At 65.8% G+C, this 22,281-nt stretch carries 21 protein-coding genes and 1 other RNA gene; 12 read left to right on the top strand and 10 right to left on the bottom strand.

Going from position 1 to position 22,281, the window contains the following annotated elements; translation table 11 throughout:
* Positions 1-86: 86 nt before the first annotated feature.
* Both ffs and AC3CD9_RS01050 read left to right on the top strand, forming a co-directional pair.
* Positions 87-182, top strand: an RNA gene (gene ffs, locus AC3CD9_RS01055) — signal recognition particle sRNA small type.
* Between the two features lie 180 nt (positions 183-362).
* The gene (locus AC3CD9_RS01050) at positions 363-1,859 is read left to right on the top strand and encodes a L,D-transpeptidase (protein WP_488365910.1); all 1,497 of its coding nucleotides are present in this window, start codon (positions 363-365) and stop codon (positions 1,857-1,859) included.
* 51 nt (positions 1,860-1,910) lie between these two features.
* Here the strand turns inward: AC3CD9_RS01050 and AC3CD9_RS01045 are convergent, their stop codons facing one another.
* Positions 1,911-2,939, bottom strand: a complete 1,029-nt coding sequence (locus tag AC3CD9_RS01045; protein WP_488365909.1) for an iron-siderophore ABC transporter substrate-binding protein — start codon at positions 2,937-2,939, stop codon at positions 1,911-1,913.
* A 178-nt stretch (positions 2,940-3,117) separates the two neighbouring features.
* Here AC3CD9_RS01045 and AC3CD9_RS01040 point away from each other — a divergent pair, with 178 nt between their 5' ends.
* A complete protein-coding gene (locus AC3CD9_RS01040) occupies positions 3,118-3,477 on the top strand; it encodes a helix-turn-helix domain-containing protein (protein ID WP_488365908.1) in 360 nt (119 codons plus the stop codon).
* 5 nt (positions 3,478-3,482) lie between these two features.
* Here the strand turns inward: AC3CD9_RS01040 and AC3CD9_RS01035 are convergent, their stop codons facing one another.
* From AC3CD9_RS01035 to AC3CD9_RS01015, 5 genes are all read right to left on the bottom strand, one after another.
* The gene (locus tag AC3CD9_RS01035) at positions 3,483-3,764 is read right to left on the bottom strand and encodes an SHOCT domain-containing protein (protein WP_139469354.1); all 282 of its coding nucleotides are present in this window, start codon (positions 3,762-3,764) and stop codon (positions 3,483-3,485) included.
* A gap of 119 nt (positions 3,765-3,883) precedes the next feature.
* On the bottom strand, positions 3,884-4,558 hold the full coding sequence (locus AC3CD9_RS01030; RefSeq protein ID WP_488365907.1) for a response regulator: 675 nt from the start codon (positions 4,556-4,558) through the stop codon (positions 3,884-3,886).
* Complete coding sequence (locus tag AC3CD9_RS01025) at positions 4,555-5,844, bottom strand: sensor histidine kinase (RefSeq protein WP_488365906.1); 1,290 nt, start codon at positions 5,842-5,844, stop codon at positions 4,555-4,557. Before AC3CD9_RS01025 ends, AC3CD9_RS01030 begins: the two co-directional genes overlap by 4 nt.
* Before the next feature lie 80 nt (positions 5,845-5,924).
* Entirely contained in the window at positions 5,925-6,506 is a 582-nt protein-coding gene (locus AC3CD9_RS01020; RefSeq protein WP_488365905.1) for a ClpP family protease, read from the bottom strand.
* Complete coding sequence (locus AC3CD9_RS01015) at positions 6,503-7,108, bottom strand: ClpP family protease (RefSeq protein WP_488367483.1); 606 nt, start codon at positions 7,106-7,108, stop codon at positions 6,503-6,505. The genes AC3CD9_RS01020 and AC3CD9_RS01015 overlap by 4 nt, the downstream gene beginning before the upstream one ends.
* A 175-nt stretch (positions 7,109-7,283) precedes the next feature.
* Here AC3CD9_RS01015 and AC3CD9_RS01010 point away from each other — a divergent pair, with 175 nt between their 5' ends.
* The 3 genes from AC3CD9_RS01010 (at position 7,284) to AC3CD9_RS01000 (ending at position 9,211) form a co-directional block, all read left to right on the top strand.
* A complete protein-coding gene (locus AC3CD9_RS01010; protein WP_488365904.1) occupies positions 7,284-7,922 on the top strand; it encodes an endonuclease in 639 nt (212 codons plus the stop codon).
* A gap of 52 nt (positions 7,923-7,974) precedes the next feature.
* Positions 7,975-8,280, top strand: a complete 306-nt coding sequence (locus AC3CD9_RS01005; RefSeq protein WP_035320514.1) for a hypothetical protein — start codon at positions 7,975-7,977, stop codon at positions 8,278-8,280.
* Positions 8,281-8,398: 118 nt separating this feature from the next.
* Positions 8,399-9,211, top strand: coding sequence for a YidC/Oxa1 family membrane protein insertase (locus AC3CD9_RS01000; RefSeq protein WP_488365903.1), 813 nt, complete (start codon positions 8,399-8,401; stop codon positions 9,209-9,211).
* A 90-nt stretch (positions 9,212-9,301) separates the two neighbouring features.
* Here AC3CD9_RS01000 and AC3CD9_RS00995 read toward each other — a convergent pair whose 3' ends face one another.
* On the bottom strand, positions 9,302-11,851 hold the full coding sequence (locus AC3CD9_RS00995) for an ATP-dependent Clp protease ATP-binding subunit (protein ID WP_488365902.1): 2,550 nt from the start codon (positions 11,849-11,851) through the stop codon (positions 9,302-9,304).
* A 176-nt stretch (positions 11,852-12,027) separates the two neighbouring features.
* Between AC3CD9_RS00995 and AC3CD9_RS00990 the strand changes: the two genes are divergently transcribed.
* Complete coding sequence (locus AC3CD9_RS00990; protein WP_488365901.1) at positions 12,028-12,678, top strand: TetR/AcrR family transcriptional regulator; 651 nt, start codon at positions 12,028-12,030, stop codon at positions 12,676-12,678.
* Positions 12,675-14,423, top strand: a complete 1,749-nt coding sequence (locus tag AC3CD9_RS00985; RefSeq protein ID WP_488365900.1) for a DHA2 family efflux MFS transporter permease subunit — start codon at positions 12,675-12,677, stop codon at positions 14,421-14,423. The genes AC3CD9_RS00990 and AC3CD9_RS00985 overlap by 4 nt, the downstream gene beginning before the upstream one ends.
* A gap of 88 nt (positions 14,424-14,511) precedes the next feature.
* Here AC3CD9_RS00985 and AC3CD9_RS00980 read toward each other — a convergent pair whose 3' ends face one another.
* The 3 genes from AC3CD9_RS00980 to AC3CD9_RS00970 form a co-directional block, all read right to left on the bottom strand.
* The gene (locus tag AC3CD9_RS00980) at positions 14,512-15,297 is read right to left on the bottom strand and encodes a DUF3152 domain-containing protein (protein ID WP_488365899.1); all 786 of its coding nucleotides are present in this window, start codon (positions 15,295-15,297) and stop codon (positions 14,512-14,514) included.
* Between the two features lie 103 nt (positions 15,298-15,400).
* Positions 15,401-16,069, bottom strand: a complete 669-nt coding sequence (locus tag AC3CD9_RS00975) for a VOC family protein (protein WP_488365898.1) — start codon at positions 16,067-16,069, stop codon at positions 15,401-15,403.
* Complete coding sequence (locus AC3CD9_RS00970) at positions 16,057-16,758, bottom strand: VOC family protein (protein WP_488365897.1); 702 nt, start codon at positions 16,756-16,758, stop codon at positions 16,057-16,059. The genes AC3CD9_RS00975 and AC3CD9_RS00970 overlap by 13 nt, the downstream gene beginning before the upstream one ends.
* A gap of 192 nt (positions 16,759-16,950) precedes the next feature.
* Between AC3CD9_RS00970 and AC3CD9_RS00965 the strand changes: the two genes are divergently transcribed.
* From AC3CD9_RS00965 to AC3CD9_RS00950, 4 genes are read left to right on the top strand one after another with little or no spacing between them, the layout of a single operon-like run.
* Entirely contained in the window at positions 16,951-18,657 is a 1,707-nt protein-coding gene (locus AC3CD9_RS00965; protein ID WP_488365896.1) for a TIGR04028 family ABC transporter substrate-binding protein, read from the top strand.
* Complete coding sequence (locus AC3CD9_RS00960) at positions 18,654-19,733, top strand: ABC transporter permease (protein ID WP_488365895.1); 1,080 nt, start codon at positions 18,654-18,656, stop codon at positions 19,731-19,733. The genes AC3CD9_RS00965 and AC3CD9_RS00960 overlap by 4 nt, the downstream gene beginning before the upstream one ends.
* Positions 19,730-20,590, top strand: coding sequence for an ABC transporter permease (locus tag AC3CD9_RS00955; protein WP_488365894.1), 861 nt, complete (start codon positions 19,730-19,732; stop codon positions 20,588-20,590). Before AC3CD9_RS00960 ends, AC3CD9_RS00955 begins: the two co-directional genes overlap by 4 nt.
* Positions 20,587-22,281: a dipeptide ABC transporter ATP-binding protein gene (locus tag AC3CD9_RS00950; RefSeq protein ID WP_488365893.1), complete on the top strand. Its 1,695-nt coding sequence runs from the start codon at positions 20,587-20,589 to the stop codon at positions 22,279-22,281. The genes AC3CD9_RS00955 and AC3CD9_RS00950 overlap by 4 nt, the downstream gene beginning before the upstream one ends.

Genomic DNA, 22,281 nt, shown 5'->3' with positions numbered 1-22,281 from the left:
ACGAGTGGATAACAGTGTCCTTGTCGCAATCTTGTGGCCCCGCCCACTCGTTTTGTCCACCGAGGCCGCTCTCGACTAGACTGATTCACGGCTCCCCGTGCGGCGTCATCTTGTGAACTCCCCCAGGGCCGGAAGGCAGCAAGGGTAAGCGAGCTCTGTCGGGTGCACGGGGAGTCCTCTATTCCCCAACATCACAATTCCACAACTCCCCCTCTCCCCCATCTGCCCAGGTCAGCTCCGCCTCCACGACCTTTCGGGCGCCGGAATCGGGGCGAAGAAGCGAAAGCGTTAATACTTTCGTGATTTTGCTTCATTACCATTATTCGCAGTTCTCATCCCTGTGTTCAAACGAGGTTTCCCTGTTGTCCACGAAGATCCAAGGGGCCGTTGCCGCCCTTTCGGCACTGGCCCTGCTCACGGCGTGCACGCCGTCGAGCGACGATCCCGACGCGACCCGCAATGGCGCAAACAAGACCGCCGAGGCGGCCGCGGATCCCGTGTTCCGCGTCGGAGCCATCACCTCCGAGGCAGCAGAATCCGCGTCCGAATCGACACCGACGTCGCAGCCCAGCAATGCGACCTCCTCAGCTGCACCGAGTGAGTCCGCCGCTGCGGCGACCGCGATGCCCGGTGCCGGGGACTTCGGCGAGGTGACCGAATCCGGTGACGACATCGACCTCGAGGCCGGCCAGCGGATCGGCATCTCCGTCGAGAACGCCGACCTCAGTGACATCTCCGTCACCGAGGAGGCCCACCCCCGGATCGCGCATGATCCCGGCACGTTCTTCGACGCTTCGGGCACCGCGCTCGAAACCGATGACGACGCCCACGCCGGTTCGTCGACACCAAGCTCCACCGAGTCCGAGACCGCCGACAATGATCCGAAGGACGGCGAAGCCGAGAACAAGGACACCGCCGAGGCGGTCGCCGCCCCTGACGAGTCCGCCGCCTGGATCTCGACCTACGGCCTCGTCGCCGACAGCGAATACACCGTGAAAGTGACCGCCACCACTGCCGACGGGGACGAGGTCGACCTCGACGCAACGATCACCGTCGGCGACAGCGACGGCGCCCCGATGTCGGTGCGCACAACGCTCGCCGATGATCAGACGGTCGGCGTCGCCGCCCCCATCATGCTCAACTTCGGTTCCACCGTCTCCAAGGACTTCCGCGACGATGTCGAACGCCGCCTCTCGGTCAAGGTCACCGATGAAGACGGCAAGGAGCGGGAGGTCGAAGGCTCCTGGGGTTGGCTCTATGACGACCCGCAGTCCCGACTGCATTTCCGCCCGAAGGAATTCTGGCCCGCTCATTCGAAGGTCTCCGTCGACGTTCCGCTCAAGGATGTGCCGACGGGCGAGAACAGCGTGGGTCAGAACGACCTCACCCTCGATTTCGAGATCGGACGCAAGCAGGTCGTCAAGGCCGATGCGAAGTCCCATCGTATGACCGTCACTCGTGACGGCAAGACCGTCATGGACTTCCCGGCCTCGCTCGGCGCACCGAAGTCCCCGTCCTACAACGGCACGCATGTGGTCATGTCGAAGGCCGCCGACTATACGATGACCTCCGAACAATGGGACTACGAGACAGATGTGCAGTGGGCGGTGCGCATCCACAACAACGGAGAATTCATCCACGCCGCCCCGTGGTCGGCAGGCGTCCAAGGCTCGCAGAACGTCTCCCACGGCTGCATCAATCTCACCACCGAACGGGCCAAGGAGTACTTTGACTCCGCGATCTTCGGCGATCCCGTCGAGGTCACCGGTTCCCAAGTGAGCCTGTCGACCGATGACAGCGACATCTCGGACTGGGTGTACTCCTGGGATGAATGGAAGAAGCTGAGCGCCCTCGATTGAGAGCGCCCAGCTTGCTTGCCTGACCGATGCGGCAGGCTCCTCGCCGACGACTTACTTGTCGAGCTTCTTCACCGCTTTGTCGATCATCGGCACATAGCGCTCGAGCGTCCAGGGGACGGTGAGCGGGTTGATGATCGAGGATCCGGTGACGAAGGGCTGATCATCCGGAGCCACGACGGCCCCGGCTTTGATCGCCGGAATATTCGCGTACAGTCCCTGCGATTCGATCTCCTTCCTGTTCTTCTCATCGGAGTAGAAGGTGAAGATGAGGTCCGAATCGTTGAGCTTGTCCGCGTTCTCCAGACCGATGAGCGCTGAATCCGTTCCCGGCTCGTCGTAGTCCTTCTTCAGCTCGTCGATGATCGGATCCGGGGTCAGCCCGAGCGCCGAGACCATCGCCACCCGCTGCTCGTTGGGGTAGAAGACGCCGAGGGTACCGGGACCCGAGTTGTAGATGAAGGAGAATGTGAGGTCCTTGTATTTCTCCCGCTTCGCCTCTTTCAGCTGGGTCTTGATGTCGTCGACGAGGCCTTCGGATTCCTCTTCCTGACCGAGCGCTTTGCCGATCGTGGTGATCTGCTCATCCCACTTGATCGTCCACGGCTGCTTCGGGTACGCCACGGTCGGGGCGATGGCATCGAGCTGCTTGTACTGCTCGGCCGTGATTCCCGACCAGGGGGCGAGGATGACATCCGGTTCGAGTTCGGCGATGGCCTCGACGTCGAGTTCCGTATCGCCCTGGAACTGTTCGGGCAGCTTCTCACCCTTGTCCTTCACGGCCTCGTAGATCCACGGCATGTAGCCGGTGTCATCGGATCCCCAGGCATATTCCTCCATGCCGACCGGCGTCTTGCCCAAAGCGATCGCAGTTTCCGTCGATCCCTGACCGAGGGTGACGACGCGTTCGGGCTCGGATTCGATGACCGCTTCGCCGAGTGCGTGCTTGATCGTCACGGTCTCGAAATTCGCGGACCCGGATTCCTCCGCGGCCTGCGATCCCTGCCCGCAGGCGGTGGCGGTGAGCGAGAGTGCGACGAGCGCTCCGGCGATGACGGTCCGGCGGCTGTGAGGAACTGACATTCCTGTCCTTTCGACAGTAGTCGGAGCCTGATGCGGCCCCTCGACATTAACGTAGGCCAGCCTAACTTAACCTCCTGCCGTTTCCGCAACACCTGTGAGCCACTTCACGTCAGTCATTCTCATCTGCTGACAGCAGAAACCCTCGCCGAGGCGGCCCCACCGACCGTAGGCTCATCCCATGACCGACATGCTCCCGCACAGCTCGACCCCGCCGCCGCTGTGGCGTGAGGCGCTCGGCCGCGCTCTCCGACTGCGCCGCACCGATCTGGGTCTCACCTTGGCTCAGGTCTCCCATCGGTCCGGGGTCTCGACCCAGTTCCTCTCCGAGGTCGAACGCGGTCTCAAGGACCCGTCGTCGGAGGTCATCGAGGCAGTGGCCGAGGTGCTCGGGCTCCAGCTGCCGCAGGTCCTCGTGCTCGCCGCCTTCGGCCTGACTTCCGGGGTCCCTGCGACCGCGCTGCTGTCGGCGACCGATATGACGCGAGCCGCACCCGCTCCGCCGGCAGCGGGTCAGGTACGGCTCGCTCTCGCAGCCTGAGCGGCTCAGCCGTTCCCGGCCTCGAGCCGGTTCGCCCGCAGCACCTCGAGTCGGGCGCGATATTCGGCTTCCTCGATGTCCCCCTGGGCGAAGCGCTGGGCCAGAGTCGCCTCGGCGCTCCTTGTTCCCTCTCGTGCCGCAGCTGCCCACGGCGGTCCCCCGGCCTGCCGCCACCGGCGACGGTTGAGGGTCACGATGAGGGTGACGATGAGTCCGATGACGAGGACCCAGAAGATCGGGATGAGGAAGAAGAACGGCCAGGCCAGCGGTCCGTGTTCCATGTGCATGATGCCTCCTTGGCGGGTGTCCACGCCGTTCGTGGACCTGACATCAATGACACACCGCAAGCCTGTCGCTGCGAATCCGCCGACGGGAGTCACCTGCGCTGCTCCGCATGGAGCAGAACTCAGTGCTCGTTCAGCCAGCCGGGCGAGACCAGTCCCGATTCGTAGGCGAGGACGACGAGGTGGACGCGGTCTCTGGCCCCGACCTTCGTCATGATGCGCGAGACATGGGTCTTCGCGGTCAGCGGGGAGAGCACGAGCGATTCGGCGATCTCGTCGTTCGACTGACCGCGGCCGACGAGCGCGAGAACTTCGCGTTCGCGGTCGGTGAGAACGTCGAGCCCGGAGTCGGGTTCTGCCTTCAGCCCCAAGGACATGCGGGAGAGCAGGTATTTCGTGACTTCGGGCGAGAGCAGGGCCTCTCCGGCGGCCACGACCCGCACGGCGCGGATGAGGTCGGTCGGGTCGGTGTCCTTCAGTAGGAAACCGCTCGCCCCGGCGCGCACGGCGCGGACGATGTATTCGTCGAGTCCGAAAGTGGTCACGAGCACCACGCGGACGGCGTCGAGCCGCGGATCGGCGGCGATCTCCTCCGTCGCCCACAGTCCGTCTCCGTCGGGCATGCGGATGTCCATGAGGGCGACGTCGACGGGTGCTGTGCGCAGCGCTTCGAGCAGGGCGTGCCCGCCGGAGGCTTGGATCGTGACCTCGATATCGTCCTCGGAGTCGAGCAGTGAGGCGAAGCCGGCGCGCACGAGCTGATGGTCATCGGCGATGGCGACTCGGATCGGTGTCATCGGTGCGGCTCCTCGTCCGGTGTCATTATGGTGTCGGCGTTCCAGGGGAGGTCGACGTCGACGGTGGTTCCCTGCCGCCCCTCCGAGGTCAGGACGAGTGACCCTTTCAGCAGCTTCGCCCGCTCGCGCATGCCCATGATTCCCGTCCCTTCGACTCCGTCTGGGAGTCCTGTCCCATCATCACTGATGCTCACCCGCAGCCGATCCGAGCTCCGTGCGATGACGACCCGTGCGCTGCCGGCGCCGGCATGTCTGAGCACGTTCGTCAGTGCTTCCTGGATGATCCGATAGGCGGCTGCGTCCGTTGACTGGCCGGGTGTCTCTCTTACTCCTTCGGCGTCCGTATCCCGCCGATCGTCCACCCTGATGTCAGTGGAGCCGACGAGGCGGGAGACCAGCGCCGGAACGGCGTCGAGCCCGAGGATCGGAGCCAAGGGCGCCGGTCCGGAGCCTTCCGCAGCACCGGTGTCGGAGCGCATCGTGTGCAGCACGGTGCGCACTTCATTGAGCCCTGTGCGGCTGAGTTCTCTGATGGCCGCGAGTGCGGACCGCGCCTGTTCCGGATCGCGGTCGATGAGGTGTTCGCCGACTCCGGCCTGGACGTTGATCTGGGACAGAGCATGGCCGAGGACGTCGTGCAGGTCCCGGGCGATGCGCAGTCGTTCGGCCTGGGCGACCTCGGCGCGACGCGCGTTCTGCTGGGCTGCCTCCTGGCGACGGAGTTCGCTGCGGCGGCGGACGAATGCGCCGATGCCCACGGCGATGGCGAGTCCCATCGTCGCCGAAACCACCCGTCCTACCGACCAGTCGATTCCCAGCAGGGGACCCAGCAGCAGGCAGCCCGCCCAGGCCCCCGCCGCCGAGGCGATCGCCCAGACTGCATTTCCGCGGACGATCGCGGCGACGACGGCGAAGAGGAAGGCAGCGTAGAACGGCGTCGTCCCGGGCCCGGCCTCCGCGGGCGACCAGGGACCGCGGTCGCTCCACGCACCTGGTCCCATGCCGAATCCGCCGGGGCCCGGATCGGGCGTCGCCGCCGCCCACACGAGGACGTCGAGGAGGACGAGCCCTGCCAGTACTGCCACGCGCGGTCCTGGCCACCGCGCTGCGAAGATGAAGATCGCCGGTGAGAGGACCGCGGTGCCGATGCGGATGATCATCGCGGCCGCAGACGTCTCGGTCGCCGCGGCGAGGACGATGGCGAACGGCAGCTGCAGCACCGCTGCGGCTACGGTGAGCAGGACGACTCGCCTGCGCGCGCGGCGGTCTGGACGGTCCGGTCTCATTCTCCGATCGTAGCGACCCGGTCCGGACCCCGTCGTCATCCTCGGGGAGTACTTCCGCCCACCGCGGTGAGAGTACGCGGTCAGAGGATGACGTCGACGAGTCCGAAGTCCCGCGCCGCCTTCGCGTCGAGGACGAGGTCGCGATCGAAGTCACGGTGGATCTGCTCTGAGGTCCGACCGGTGCTGTCGGCGAGCATCTCTTCGACGTCCCGCCGCTGCCGAACGATCTCGTCTGCGGCGACGATGAGGTCGGGGATCGTGCCCCGCGCCCCTTCGGCATGCGGCTGTCGCAGGACAGCGCGGGCATGTGCGAGCATGGCCCGCTGGCCGGGTTCTCCGGCGGCCAGGAGCACGGCCGCATCGGCGACCGCCTGCCCGACGCAGGTGGTGGCCACGGGTGCGCCGATGTGGTGCATTGCGTCGAAGATCGCCGTCATCGCGGTCAGGGAGCCGCCCGGGGAATTGATGTACATGCTGATCGGCAGGTCCCTGCTGCTCGAATCGAGGTGGAGCAGCTGCGCGATGATCGTATTCGCCACCCCGTCGTCGAGGGGCACGCCGAGGTAGACGATGCGGTTGCCGAGCAGATGCGAGTAGACGTCGACGATCTTCTCGCCGCCACCGGTTCGGTCGACGACATTGGGGATCGTGTACTGGCTCATCGGCTTCCTCCGATCTGAGCTCGAAGGTCGGACGGGGAGTCGATGACGCGATCGATGAGTCCGTACTCGATCGCCTCCTCGGCGGTGAACCACCGGTCACGCAGGGAGTCTTCGAAGATGCGGTCGTAGGTCTTTCCGGTCGCCTCGGCGATCCGGTGCAGGACGGTGTCTCTGACCGATCGGAGGTCAGCTGATTGCAGCTCGATGTCGGCGGCGGCTCCGCCGATCCCGCTCGATCCTTGGTGGAGGAGGATACGGGCGTGAGGCAGGGCGAGACGTCGTCCGGGCGTTCCCATGCTGAGGACGAACTGTCCCGCCGAGGCGGCCCACCCGAAGGCGATCGTGACCACGTCATTGGGCAGGGCGGCGATGGTGTCGGAGATCGCGTGCATCATCGGCACGGATCCGCCGGGAGAGTTGATCCACAGGTGGATATCGGAACGCGGATCCTCGGCGGAGAGGAGGACGAGTCGGGAGACGATCTCCATTCCGTTCTCGTCCCGCAGCTCGCCGTTGAAGACAACGGACCGGTAGGCGTAGAGCATGCGCTGGGATTCGGGGATCGCGGTGGCCGCGTCGACCTCGTCGGAGTCGGAGAACATGGACAGTGTGGCTGCGGGGCGTGTAAGCATGTCTCAACTGTGCGACCCGGCGGCAGCGAACCGGGCGCGGATCCGCTGGAAGCGGGACCGTGCCGCTGTGAGCGGACGGGCACCGGCGGCTGAGGCTCCGGTGGCCCTTGACTCTTCGACCGGGCCCGGACATAGGATCGGCCGCATGAGCACACAGCGAGAACACGCCGCTCGACTCATCGATGCGCACGGGCGCACCTTCGCCGCGGAGGCTGCGATCACTCTCCGGGACAAGCCGGCCCCGCTGTGGCAGCTGCTCGTCCTCAGCCTGCTCCTGTCGACGCGCATCAGCTCCGACATCGCCCTCGCGAGCGCGCGCGAGCTGTTCTCGGCGAAGTGGAGGACGCCGCAGCGTCTGCGCGCGAGCACGTGGCAGCAACGGGTCGATGCGCTCGGTCGAGGCGGATATCGGCGCTACGACGAGAGCACCGCCACCCGTCTGGCCGAGGCCGCCGATCTGCTCATCGACCGCTGGGACGGGGACCTGCGGAAGCTGCGCGATGAGGCCGAGGGGCAGCCTGGTCGGATTGCGAGGCTGCTGCAGGAATTCACCGGCATCGGTCCGACCGGAGCGTCAATCTTCCTCCGAGAGGTCCAGCAGGTTTGGCCCTCGGTGAGGCCCGCCTTCGACCCCCTCGTCCGCAAGGGCGCAAAGACGGCCGGGCTGCCGGAGCAGGACGAGAAGCTGACCGCATTGGTCGGTGACGACGACCTCGCCGGCCTCGCGGCCGCACTCGTGCGTCTCGCCCGAGATCCGGACCTCGCCGCCGACGCAGAGGACTGAGACCTCCGCACAGGCCCGCGTGTTAGCATCGACGCACCGGGAAGGGAGCGAGATGATGGCGAATATGTGGCTGACTCTGCAGCTGCTCGTCGTCGTGCTCTCTTCCGACCTCGACTCGGTCGTGCCCCAGTCCCCCACGCATCTCATCGTCCTGGCTCTCCTCGGAGCGGCCCTGCTGACGCCGATCGCCGCATGGGCGAGCATGGCTCTGCTGCGTGTGCTCTCGCTGTCGGCGCGCCCGCCGTCTCTGCCGGGCACGCGCCGAAGCATCCGCGAATTCCGCATGCCGGAAGAGCCCGGAACTCCAGGTACGGCCCTGCCCAGAGCCCCCTCTACCGTCGTTCACGCCATCGCCTGAACGACCTGTTCCGCACGGAACGCCTCCCCCGCCTCGGCGCGGGCAATTGTCACGGTGATGGCCTTCAACGGCCCATTCAACCGCGCCTCAGTGCGCCCTGTCCGAAGGACACTCACCCGTGAACATCTACGAATTCCTGCCCATCCGCCTGCTCGTCGAGGCCGCCTACACGGTGGTCACGGGGATCAGCGACATTCTCGAACCACTCGCCGGCGGCTTCAGTGCCGCCCTGGCCGTCATCGTGCTCACCGTCCTGGTCCGCGCCGTGCTCGTCCCCGTCGGGGTGTCCCAGGTCAGGGCAGGCATCACTCGAAAACGACTGGCGCCGAAGATCAGCGAGTTGCAGAAGAAGTACAAAGACAAGCCCGAGCTCATGCAGCAGAAGCTCATGGAGCTGTACAAAGAGGAGAATGCTTCCCCCTTTGCCGGATGTCTGCCGGTGCTGGCACAGACCCCAGTGCTCATGGCGGTCTACGGTCTCTTCATCAATGCGACGATCGGCGGGCATGCCAATGAGCTGCTCGGGCATACGCTCTTCGGCCTGCCGCTGAGCACGAGCTTCGTCAAACTGCTCGGCACCGGCGATCTGACCGGCACCGCTATCACGGTCTACCTCATCCTCGTCGTCCTCATCGCCGTCGTCGCGGGATTCTCCCGACACCTGCTCACCCCGGCCACACCCGAGACTCCGACCGCTCCCCCGGCGAAGAACGGGGCAGATGCTCCGGCGATGCCGGATCTGTCAGGAGTGATGAAGACCCTGAGCTTCATGCCGTTCCTCACGGCGATCTTCGCACTCTTCGTCCCCTTGGCCGCTGCGCTCTATCTGGCGACGACGACCACGTGGACGCTCGGCGAACGACTCGTCCTCAACCGCATCCTCGGAGCGAACGACCCCCAGCCCGAGGCGACCACCGCGGTGTCGGGCTGAATCAGGAACACAAAAGAGCCCGGGGGCGGAGGATGAGAATCCTCCGCCCCGGGCTCTGTGGCGACGGCCGGTGCCGGGCCGCCTCGGTGATCAGGCGATGATCGGCTCCGGGAGGGTGCCGGCCACGACCTTGAGTGCGCCGCCTTCGACAGTGGCACGCACGGTGCCGCCCTCATCGACCGCCTCGGTGACGAGGAGATCGGCGATGCGATCGTCGAGCTCGCGCTGGATCGCGCGACGCAGCGGACGGGCACCGAACTCGGGTTCGTAGCCTTCATCGGCCAGCCAGTCGAGAGCCTCTGCCGAGACGTCGAGGGCGATGCCCTGAGCCTCGAGGCGCTGCTTCGACGCGGCCAGCTGGTGATCGACGATGGACCGCAGCTGCTCGCGATCGAGCCGCGAGAACATCACGGTGTCATCGATGCGGTTGATGAACTCCGGCCGCATGAACTCCTTGAGGCGACCCATGACCTTGGCCTTGAGATCCTTCTCCGCGTCTCCCGCAGCCCCGGAAGCGAAGCCCAGCGGAGTACCGGACATGAACTCGGAACCGAGGTTCGAGGTCATGATGACCACGGTGTTGCGGAAGTCGACCGTGCGGCCCTGGCCGTCGGTGAGTCGTCCGTCGTCGAGGACCTGCAGCAGCAGGTTGAACGCATCCGGGTGGGCCTTCTCGACCTCGTCGAGGAGGATGACCGAATACGGGCGACGGCGGACCTTCTCCGTCAGCTGCCCTGCCTCGTCGTAGCCGACGTAGCCGGGAGGAGCACCGACGAGGCGGGACACCGTGTGGCGTTCGCCGAACTCGCTCATATCGAAGCGAATCATGGCCGACTCGTCGTCGAACAGGGTCTGCGCCAGAGCCTTCGCCAGCTCAGTCTTGCCGACACCGGTGGGGCCGAGGAAGAGGAAGCTGCCGATAGGCCGATTGGGATCGGCCATACCGGTCTGGCTGCGGCGGATTGCGCGCGACACGGCGGTCACGGCTTCGTCCTGTCCGACCACGCGGTCGTGGAGGACCTCTTCCATATTCGCCAGTCGTGCCTTCTGGCTCTGCGTCATCCGTGCTGCCGGGATTCCGGTGGCCCGGGAGACCACATGCGCGATCTCCTGTTCACCGATGATCGCCTCGGCGGCAGCGGTCTTCGCGGCCTCCGCGTCCGGATTCTCAGCAGATTCGATCCGGGCGGTCACCTCGTTGATCTCATCGCGGACACGGCCGGCACGCTCGTAGTCCTCGACCTCGATAGCGGACTTCTTCTCCGCTTCGAGTTCGGAGAGATTGAGCTTGAGTGCATCGATATCGACCGCGGGTCCGCGCCTGAGCGACATCCGGGCTCCCGCCTGGTCGATGAGGTCGATAGCCTTGTCCGGCAGGAACCGGTCGGTGATGTAGCGGTTCGACAGCTCCACGGCCGCGCGGACCGCCTCGGCGGTGTAGGTGACCTCGTGGAACTCCGCGTAGCGGTCCTTCAGCCCGTCGATGATCGTCACCGCATCCTCGACGCTCGGCTCACCCACGGTCACCGGCTGGAAGCGACGTTCGAGAGCCGAATCCTTCTCGATGGTGCGGTACTCCTTGAGCGTGGTCGCGCCGATCATGTGCAGATCGCCGCGGGCCAGACGCGGTTTGAGGATGTTGCCGGCGTCCATCGAGTTCGCCTCGCCGTTGCCGCCGGCACCGACGAGGGTGTGGAGTTCGTCGACGAAGACGATCATGTCTCCGTCATCGGCGATCTCGTTGAGCGCTCCGGTCAGGCGCTCTTCGAAGTCACCGCGGTAGCGGGTGCCGGCGAGCATTCCGGGCATATCGAGCGCGATGATGCGCTTGCCCTGCAGCTGCTTGGGCACCTCTCCGGAGTGAATGGCCTGGGCGAGCCCCTCGGCGACCGCGGTCTTGCCGACACCGGCCTCGCCGAGGAGAACCGGGTTGTTCTTCGTCCGGCGGGCGAGGATCTCGATCGTCTGCTCGATCTCCTCCGAGCGGCCGATGACGGGATCGAGTTTGCCAACGGCGGCGAGCTCGGTGAGGTCCGTGCCGAACTTCTCCAGCACGGATTCCTGACCGTCCTCGCCTTCGGCCTCCTGGCCGGGGTGCATGCCTGCGGCTTCGGCCGCCTCGGCACCGGCCTGCAGTGCAGCCTGGGTGACGCCTGCCTGGGCGAGGATCCGACCGGCGGGCATCTCCTGGTTGAGCACGAAGGCGAAGAACATGTGTTCGGGATCGATGTAGGTCGACCCGAAGGCGCGCGCCACCTGGTAGGCGTCGAGCAGGGCGCGCTGGGCCGAACCGGTCAGTGTGGGCGTGGAATCCGCCTCGGTGTCGGTGCTGGCCGGAAGGCGCTCCTCGATCGCATGGGCGATGGCCTCGGGATCGGCGCCGGCCTGGCGCACGGCGGAGATTCCGGGTTCGGAATCGACCATGGTGCGCAGGATGTGGAGCGCGTCGACCTCGGACTGACCGTGTCGTCCTGCGAACTCCGCGGCCGCTTCGATGACCTCGTGGCTGCGCTTGCTCAGCAGTCGGTTGATGTCGACGGAACGGCCTCGGCGGGCTCCGGTCTGTCCCTGGAGGAAACGAGCGAGGAACTCGTCGAACGAGTCTCCGCCCGAGCCTGCGGGTCCGAAGAATGTGGCCAAAGCTGACCTCCTCTTTCAAAGTTGAGCGTATACGACTCAATCAACAGGTGCATGCGGACATATATTCCCACCTGTCGACGGCCCGACGACGGAATGTGAACAACATCACCGTCGAGAAATGCATTGAATGCATTTCTGCATTTGGTGCAAATTTGCAAGAGGTGCATAATTTTCTGGTGAGTTCCGAACCGACCGAATCCCTGCGCGAGCGTCAGACCCGTGAGCGCCGCGCATCCATCCACGCCGCGGCCGTCGATCTCGTCTTCGATCATGGACTCGACGAGGTGACTGTGGCTCGGATCGCGGAAGCTGCGGAGGTCTCGACGCGCACGTTCTTCAACTATTTCCCCACCAAGGAGATGGCGATCGTCGGACTGACGACCTCTGACGATATCGCCGACGCTCTGCAGCGATTCATCGAGGACTTCGAGCCCCGGCGCGAGCGTCTGGTGGAGGATCTCTCCTTCACCATCCGCGCCGCGTTCGAATTCCTGCTGCCGCGGTCAGCGAACAAGCAGAAGCTGCGCGCGATCCAGGCTCGGCATCCGCACCTCGGCATGCTCAGCATGGAGACGAAGCGGCACTACTCCGAGCAGATCATCACCGGCATCCGCCGGCGGATCGAACGTCGCGGAATCACCTTTGCCGATGACGACACCGCCGCACGGGCCACGCGGATGCTCGCGCAGCTATGCAGCATCCCGCTCGAGCATGCTTTCGCCTCCGCGCGATTCGACACCGAACACGAATTGGACGACGAACGGGTGGACCAGGCGTTCACCTCCTCGATCGAACTGTTCCTGACCCTCTTAGAAAGGCTGAAATGACCACTACCGCCACCGAGCCCGCTGCCGAGAAGCAGCACGGCGCCGAGGAGGAGCCGGAGATCGAGACCTCGTCGGTCATCCTGCTATTCACCGGCCTGATGCTGGCAATGTTCATGTTCTCGCTCAACCAGACCATGCTGGCCACGGCCCTGCCGACCATCGTCGGTGACCTCAACGGCGTCGACCAGATGCTGTGGGTCTCGACGGCGTTCATGCTGGCGTCGACGATCATGATGCCGATCTACGGCAAGTTGGGCGATTCGTTCAACCGGAAGAAGATCTTCATCTTCGCCATCTGCATGTTCATCCTCGGTTCGATCGTCGGCTTCCTGGCCCACAACATGGCCGTCCTCATCACCGCACGCGTCATTCAGGGCCTCGGCGGCGGCGGTCTCATCATCCTCTCGCAGGCTCTCATCGCCGCGGTTGTGCCGGCGCGCAAACGCGGCCCGTATATGGGCATCATGGGGGCGAACTTCGCGGTCACCTCGGTGGCGGGACCGCTGATCGGAGGCTGGATCACCGAGGGTCCGGGCTGGCGCTGGACATTCGCTCTCAATCTTCCGTTCGGCGTGCTCGCGCTCATCGCCGCCATCCTCTTCCTCAAGGTCCCCAAGTCGGATCGGTCGGTCAAACGCCATGTCGATGTCGCGGGAATGATCCTCATCGCCGAATTCACCTCGGCACTCATCCTCACGACCTCGTGGGGCGGGCATCAGTACGACTGGGACGATCCGATCATCATCGGACTCATCGCCATCGCCGTCATCAGCGCCGTCGTCTTCGTGTTCGTCGAACAGGCTGTTCCCGAACCCGTCATCCCGATGTTCGTGTTCAAGGACACGAACTTCGTCCTCTGCACGATCGCCGGCATGTGCATCGCCATCGGCATGTTCGGCGTCCTTTCGTACATGCCCACGTTCCTGCAGATGGCCCACGGGATCGAGGCGACGAAGGCCGGTCTCCTCATGGTGCCCATGATGGCCGTGATGCTGCCGAGCTCGGTCATCATCGGCTTCGTCGTCTCGAAGACGGGACGGTACAAGTGGTACCCGGTGCTCGGCAGCGCGATCGTCGGCGTCGCCCTTTTCCTCATGGGGACCTTCGTCACGGCCGATCAGAACGTTCTCGTCGTCATCGGCTGCCTGTGTGTGCTGGGCCTCGGCCTGGGGCTGTCGATGCAGATGCTCGTGCTCATCGTCCAGAACTCGTTCCCGGTGGCGATGGTCGGCACGGCGACGGCGTCGAACAACTTCTTCCGGCAGATCGGCGGCACGCTGGGCATGTCGCTGATCGGTTCGCTCTTCACCTCGCGGCTGGCGTCGAACCTCGAGGACGGCATCAAGTCCCTGGGACCCCAGGGTGCCCAGGCGATGAAGGGCACGGGGTCGAACTCACTGACCCCCGAAGTGGTCAAGTCGCTGCCCGATCCGATCCATTCGATCATCGTCAATGCTTACAGCGATGCACTCGTGCCGATCTTCCTGTGGGTCTGCCCGCTGGGAATCATCGCGGCAGTCATCCTCATGTTCGTTCGCGAGAAGGCCCTGGCCACGAAGATCGATGCGGGCGCCCCGACGGACCATCAGCGTGAGGTCGTCGCGACCGACAGCATCGCCGTCGTCGAACAGCCTGGATCGCTGACCCCGTCCGGTGCGAGCTCCGTCAGCGATGAGATCGAGTACGAGAAGGCCACGCAGGGTGCCGGAGACTACTCTCTGCGGCCCCGCTCGCCCAAGCACTGATACGCACGTCCACGCAATGACAGCGCAGGCCCCGCAATTGCGGGGCCTGCGCTGTATCGGCCGGAGTCTGTCCGCGACTGTCGCGGAACTAGCCTTTCGAGGGCCATCCGTTCGGCTCACACCCCTGCAGGCCCTTCGTCTGCTGCTGCATGAGCGGTGCGGTCTTGCCTGGTCCGGGGCAGGATTCGTGGCCATGGCCGAGAGCGTGACCGACCTCGTGGTTGATGAGGTACTGCCGATACTGGACGATATCGTCGAACTCTTCGGTGGCAGAGACCCAGCGCTTGGCGTTGAGGATGACATTGGGTCCGTTGCGGCACGAGAGTTTGCCCAGGGTCCGCAGCGGCAGGCACATCTCGTCGACGGTATCGGGGCTGGCGATGGAGATCATCGTGTCCTGACCCTCATCGACGAGCTCGATGGAGACGTCGTCCATGTCCTGCCAGCCGCGTTCGTCCTGCAGGGTCTTGATGATGAAGTCGCCGGCCTCATCGACGTCGATGGGCAGGTTGTCCTCGACGCGCAGGGCCACCTTGAAGGTTTTGCCCTCGTCGCGGTTCGGCCCGGTCTCCTCTTTCGGCCGGTCCCATTTGCCACTGCCATGATCGTCGATATCGTCTTCGCTGACTCCGGCCGCTCCCGCGTCTTCCACGCTTGCGGTCTCGGTGGGCGTGGGCGACTCACTCGGCTTGGCCTCGGCTGAGTCGCTCGGGTCCGGCGAGGCGGCCTGCGTTTCGGCCGCCTTCGGAGTCGGCCGCGTCTCTTCGTCGGCGGCGGGCGCGCAGGCGCTCAGTCCGACGAGCAGCGAGACAGCGACAAGCGAGGTCAGGGTGCGGAGGCGTGGACGGGAGGCGAGACGGGTTCGACTGAGCACGCCTGTGAGTCTATCTCCTGCCGATCCGTCGAGAAACGGGTTACGTGTCGAGAAACGTGCGCACACACCCGTGTCTCGACACTCAGCCTGTTTTTCGGCGAAGTCAGAACTCGAGCACGCCGCCGGGCCCGCGCAACCTGGCACGCAGACGACAGTCCGGCCCCTCGACCACCGCAGTGTCACCGGCCCCGAGCACCTCGAGCACCTGCCGCGCCGCCTCGGGCTCCGGCGATTCCACACGGAAATCGAGCAGTTCGAGGGTCGGCAGGGCCGCCTCAGCGGGATGGACGGATTCGCCCCAGTCGATGAGGAACGGCTGTGCACCCTCATGCGGCAGCGGGGAACGGGTGGTCAGTCGCCATTCGAGGCGATCGCCCTCGGCGGTGTCGCGAGCCATGTCCTGGACCTCGCCGAAGTCGATGCCTGCGGTGTTCGCGGCCGCGATCTTCGCGAGGAACGCCGGCGGATGGATGGCCCAGGTCTGCAGGGTCGGCTCGGTGGCCAGATGCGCGTCGAGCGGCAGAGTGCCGTCGGCGGGCGGCTCCTGCTGCGGGTCGGGGCCGAGGATCTCGAGGTAGGTGTGGGCTCCGTCCGGCCAATCCGTCGGGGCGAGTCCGAGCAGATAGTTCGCGGTCCCCCGTCCCGGGTGCGAACCGCCGGGAACCGCGCGCAGCCCGGTGGCCTCTTCCACGGCGGCGACCCCGGCGTCGAGGTCGGGCACCGTGATGATGAGGTGGTCGAGCTGTGCGGGAATGGTGTTCAGAGAGTCCATGATCCACCCGGACCTTTCAGATGAGCGTGTAGGCCCTCAGTCTCCCCTTCTTCGACATCGAGGGCAATGATGTCGAGTCCGATGCCGAAGAAGTCGAGGACCTCCCCGACCGTATCCGGGTCGTCGCTGGTGGCCCACAGGCGCTCGAGCCGAACCGACGGCATCTCCTGCATCGCGGGATGCTCGGAGTCCTTCCAGTCGATGAGGAACGGCTGGATCCCCGACCACGGCAGCGGGGCGCGCCTGGTCAGACGCCAGTCGAGAACGGTTCCGTCCGGTCTGCGCCGGGTCATGTCATGGACCTCGCCGAGGCGGACGCGCGGTTCCCGTGACAGCGCAGCGGCCGTGACGAAGCCGTCGAAATCGTCCGGACGGATCGCCCACCTCTGCACGGTCGGCGCGGTGATCCCGGCCAACCGCGTGGCCGCCAGCGCAGGGTCCTGCTCGGGATCGGGGCCGAGGATCTCGAGGTACGTCAGCGGGTTCGGACTGCTCTGTCGTGTGAGTCCCAGCGAATCGGAGAGTTCGTCGCTGAGCTCGAGTCCGAGTAGTGCGTTGGCCGTTCCCAAGCCCGGATGGGCACCGCCGTCGACCGCACTCACCCCCAGACGACCCTCACATTGCTCAACATATTTCTGCAGATCTGGGACGGCGATGACGAGATGATCGAATTCCGCACTGTTCAACATGTCTCAATATTAAGCCCCGGATTGACGGTGATTGCACGGATGCGCTTTACTCATGGCATGCACATCCACTTCGGGCTCCATGCCGGACACCGCCTCTGTCTGCCGTCAACGGCACCTGCGATGTCCGCATATTGTTGAACTATCACACTCATCTCCCTCTGTTCCATCCCACTTGCCCGAAGGACCTCTTCCATGCCGGACCGTCTCTCCGCCTCCGCGCGTCTGACTCAGCGCCGCCTCGACCGCCGTTCGGTCCTCAGCCTCGGTCTCGGTTTCGGCGCTCTGCTCACCCTCAGCGCCTGCACACCCCACGACTCCGGTTCGCTGGCCGAGGGCGAACCCGTCCGCGGTGGAGTGCTCACCTACTTCGAACCCCAGACCTGGACCCTGCTCTACCCGCCGTCGGTCGGCTTCTACCCCAACGGCGGGATCATGAACAACATCTCCGCACGCCTGCTGTGGCAGGATCCGAAGACACTCGAGCTCTATCCGTGGTTGGCGACCGAACTGCCGGAGACGAACGCCGATGCCACGACCTACACATTCACCATCCGTGAGGGCGTGACCTACTCTGACGGTTCACCGCTGACACCTGAGAACGTGGCGAAGAACTTCGACCTGTTCGGTCGCGGCGACGAAGCACGCACGCTGCCGGTGTCCGAGCAGATCTCGAACTACGAGCGCAGCGAAGTCCTCGACGAGCATCGGGTTCGGTTCCACTTCTCCGCCCCCTCCCCCGGTTTCGCGCAGGCGACGTCGACGATGAACGCAGGACTGCTCGCCGATTCCACTCTCGACCTCGACGCCGAAGGCTTCGGCCCGGGCGGAGCCACGCAGATCCACACCTGCGGGCCCTTCCACATCACGGCCGAGACCATCGGCACGAAGCTCTCAGTCCGTGCCCGCGAAGACTACGACTGGGCTCCCCCGCATCTGAAGCACCAGGGCCGAGCCCACCTCGACGGCATCGACTATCTGACCAACAACGAATACTCCGTGCGCATCGGAGCCGTGCTCTCCGGGCAGGCCGACGGCGTCCGCGACGTCCAAGCACCGGATGAGTCCCGTGTGACCGAGCAGGGGCTGCGCCTCTATGCGAAGGCGACGAACGGAATCAACAACAGCATCAACTTCCGATTCCGCCACGACCTGCTTGCCGATATCGACGTCCGGCGAGCGCTCATCGCCGCCATCGATCGCCAGGAGATCGTCGACAAGCTCTTCACCCCGAACTACCCGCTGGCCACCGGTCTGCTGGCCAAGGGCGCCATGGGGTATGTCGACCAGTCGGGGTCGTGGGACTTCGACCCGGACAAGGCGAACCGCCTCCTCGACAAGGCCGGGTGGAGTGAGCGCAACGGGCAGGGCTTTCGTGTCAAAGACGGGCAGCCGTTGGCGCTGACGGTGAATATCGCTCTGCCGCAGCCGCGGTCGAACGAGGTCCAGACCCTCATCCAACAGCAGCTGCGCCGTGTGGGCGTGCGCCTGTCGATCAATCCCGGCGACCAATCGAAGCAGACCCTCGACGCCCTCGAACTCGACACCGTGCAGATCTACCATTCCATGGTCGCCCGCGCCGACTTCGACAACCTGCGCTCGAACTACTCGTCTGTCAACCGCGATGTCTTCCTCAACGGAGCCGACCGCCCCGACGCCGACGACGATTCGGTCGATGCGAAGGTCGACGAACTCCTCGAGACTCTGGCGTCCGAACCGAACCAGGAGAAGCGCCAGCAGGCCGCCGAGGCGGTCCAGGACTACCTCGTCGACCAGGCCTATGTGCTGCCGTTCTTCGAGGAGCCGCAGGTCTTCGCCTTCCGCCGCCGCGTCCACGGCTTCGCCACCGAACCCGTGGGACGGCCCGACTTCTACAGCACCTGGCTGGCAGGAGAGAAATGATCCTCGACACCCGTTACCTCTTCCTGCGCCTGGGCCAAGCGGTCCTCGTGCTGCTGCTCGCGTTCACCGCGGCGTTCATCCTGCTCAGCCTCATCCCCGGCGACGGCGTCACTGCCCGCTTCGCCGATCCGGCGCTGGGTCTGTCCAATGACCAGATCGCTGAGATCCGTGAGGCCACCGGCGCCGACGACTCCTGGTGGTCGCGTTACGTCCTCAGCCTCACCGGGTTCCTCACGGGCGACTTCGGCTATTCGGTCCAGACCGGCGCGGCCGTGTCGACGATCATCGCTGCGGCTCTGCCGTCGACCGCGGTGCTCGCGGCCTCCGGGTTCGTCACCGCCCTCGTCCTCGCCGTGATCATCGCCGTCTTCGCCACCTTCGGACCGTCCACCGGGCCGACGGCTCGGGTGCGCCGGGTCCTCGACTCGGTGCCCAGTCTCTTCATCTCCATCCCGGTGTTCTGGCTCGGGATCCTGCTCATCCAGGTCTTCTCCTTCCAGCTCGGCGTCGTCTCAGTCGTCGATCCCGGCCCCGCCGAGGCGCTCGTGCTGCCAACCCTGACCGTGGCGGTTCCGCTCTCGGCCCCGATCGCCCAGGTGCTCATCCGCTCCATCACCGAGGTGCAGGCCTCCGGCTTCGTCAAGGTCACCACCGCGAAGGGCGCCTCCGAACTGTGGATCCTCGTCCACACCGTCGCCCGCAATGCGGTGCTGCCGGGGCTGACGATCATCGGGCTCGTCTTCGGCGAACTCGTCGCCGGCGCAGTGGTCACCGAAACCGTGTTCGGCCGCAACGGCATCGGACTCATCACCGCCCAAGCGGTCACCCACCGGGACAATCCGATCCTGCTGGCCGTCGTGGTCATCGCCACCTTCGGCTACGTCATCATCAACCTCGCAGTCGACCTCCTCTACCCCGTCATCGACGTCCGGCTGCGCACGAAACGCAGCTCCTCCTCGGCGGGCAGGACCCTGCGCAGCCAAGACGAACCCACACGTCGCGCTCTCACGGCATCCGCGGCCAGCGTCGGCGTCGACCTCGACTGGGATGACGAGACGAAGGAGAAGAACTCATGAGCATCGTCTTCACCCGCGACCAGGGCACCGAGACCCGGCGCGCACGCGGCGGCCGGGCACGCGCCGCGCTCTCCCCGGCGACCATCGTCTCCGCTCTGGTTCTGCTCATCGCCATCGCCTGGGCCCTGGTCCCCGGCCTGTTCACCCATTTCGACCCCAACGACGGCGGAGACACCCCTGCCCTGCTGGCACCGAGTCTCGAGCATTGGTTCGGCACCGACCAGACCGGCAGGGATGCCTTCACCCGAGTCGTCTACGGCGCCTCCCAGTCCCTGTTGGCCGCGCTCGTGGCCGTCGGCGTCGGACTGATCGTCGGCACCACGATCGGACTGATCGCCGGCACCCGGCGCGGGCTCGTCGACGATGTGCTCATGCGCCTGATCGATGTGCTGCTGTCCATCCCCGCGATCCTGCTCAGCCTTTCGATCGTCGTGGTCCTCGGCTTCGGCACGATCAACGCGGCCATCGCCGTCGGCGTCACCGCCATCGCCCAGTTTGCGCGTCTCGCCAGGTCACAGGCGGTGCAGATCAATACGAGCGACTTCGTGGCCGCGGCCTACGGTTCCGGCGGCACCTTCTTCTCCGTCCTCACTCGCCATATCCTCCCGAATTCGATCTCTCCCGTGCTCTCGCTGGCGGTCCTCCAGGTCGGTTCGGCGATCCTCCAGATCTCCACGCTCGGGTTCCTCGGCTACGGCACCCCGCCGCCCACCCCGGAATGGGGACTCATCATCGCTGAAAGCCGCAATTTCGTCGCCACCGCCTGGTGGCTGACAGTGCTGCCCGGCCTCGTGGTCATGGCCATCGTGCTCGCCACCCACCAGATCGGCAACACCCTGCGAAAGGTGACATCATGACCGACTCCTCACTGCTGCGCATCGACGGCCTGTCCGTCGACTACTCCCACCGAGGCGGCTCCGCGGCCCCGGCCGTGAGCGAGCTCGATCTCGTGGTCCGTCCCGGTTCGATGACCGCCGTGGTCGGGGAATCCGGTTCGGGGAAGTCGACGACGGCGAACGCCGTCATCGGTCTCCTTCCCTCCTCGGCCAGGGTCGCGGCCGGGCGGATCCGCCTCGGCGAGGTTGATCTGCTCAGCCTGGGCACCTCCGGTTGGCGCGGTGTGCGCGGATCGCAGATCGGCTACGTCCCGCAGGACCCGGGTTCCTCGCTCAATCCGCTGCAGACAGTCGGGAAATCCGTCGCCGAGGCGCTGCGCATCCATCGTCGCGCGGGCCGCGCCGAGGCTCGCGCCCAGGTCATCGAGCTGCTGGACCGGGTCGGTATCGACCAGCCGGAGAAGCGGGCCGACCAGTTCCCGCATGAGCTCTCCGGTGGAATGCGACAGCGTGTGCTCATCGCCGCTGCCGTCGCGCTACGCCCGCGCCTGCTCATCGCCGACGAACCCACCTCCGCCCTCGACGTCACCGTCCAGAAGCAGGTCCTCGACCTCCTCGACGAACTGCGCGCCGAGACCGGGATGGGCATCCTCTTCATCACCCACGATCTCGCCGTCGCCGGCGAACGCGCCGACGAGGTCGTGGTCATGCAGGGCGGACGCATCGTCGAATCGGGGCCGGCCGGACGGGTCTTCTCCGACCCGGCCACCGATTACACCTCCCGCCTCATCGCCGATGCTCCCGCACTGCAGACGAAGGCGCGAACTGCCCGCGCCGAGGCGACCAGGGAGTCCGCAGACCCGTTCGTCTCCGTCGAATCGCTCACCCATGTCTTCGACCGTACGGATGATCGGATCACCGGCATCGAGGGGGTGGACTTCACCGTGGTGCGCGGGACCACGCACGGTCTCGTCGGCGAGTCCGGCTCGGGCAAGACCACCACGGGCAAGGCGCTGACCGGGTTCCTCACCCCGCAGTCCGGGCATGTGCGCATCGGTGACTTCGATGCTGCGGAGCTCGGACGCGGTCGTCCCTCACGGCAGCGGCTGCGGGAGTTCCGGCGAACCGTGCAGCTCGTCCATCAGAACCCGTTCTCCGCTCTCGATCCCAAGCATTCGATCCGGTCGACCCTGACGGAGCCTCTGCGCAACTTCCGCCTCGGCGATCGCGCCTCCCGACCGCGGCTCGTGACCGAAGCGATGGACCGGGTGGCGCTGCCTGCCGACTTCCTCGACCGGCGTCCCGCCGAACTCTCCGGCGGACAGCTGCAGCGAGTGGCGATCGCCCGCGCCCTCATCGTCGAACCCGAACTCGTCGTCTTCGACGAGGCTGTCTCGGCTCTCGACGTGACCGTGCAGGCGCAGATCCTCACACTGCTCGACGAGCTCCAGAGGGAGCTCGGTCTGACCTACGTCTTCATCACCCATGATCTCGCCGTCGTCCGCCAGATCGCTGATACGGTGTCCGTGATGTCGCACGGACACCTCGTCGACGACGGCGCGACCGAAGAGATCTTCACTCGCCCCAGCTCTGTCTACACCCGCACTCTGCTCGAGGCGATCCCCCGTCCCGCGACGCTGTCGGCCGTTGCAGCGCCTGCGAACAATCGACCGGCAACCCCGACCCTGCTCACCGCAGCAGCAGAAAGCTGA

The organism is Brevibacterium sp. MGP-B1 (assembly GCF_057766545.1).
This window is presented reverse-complemented; position numbering and strand designations above follow the sequence as displayed.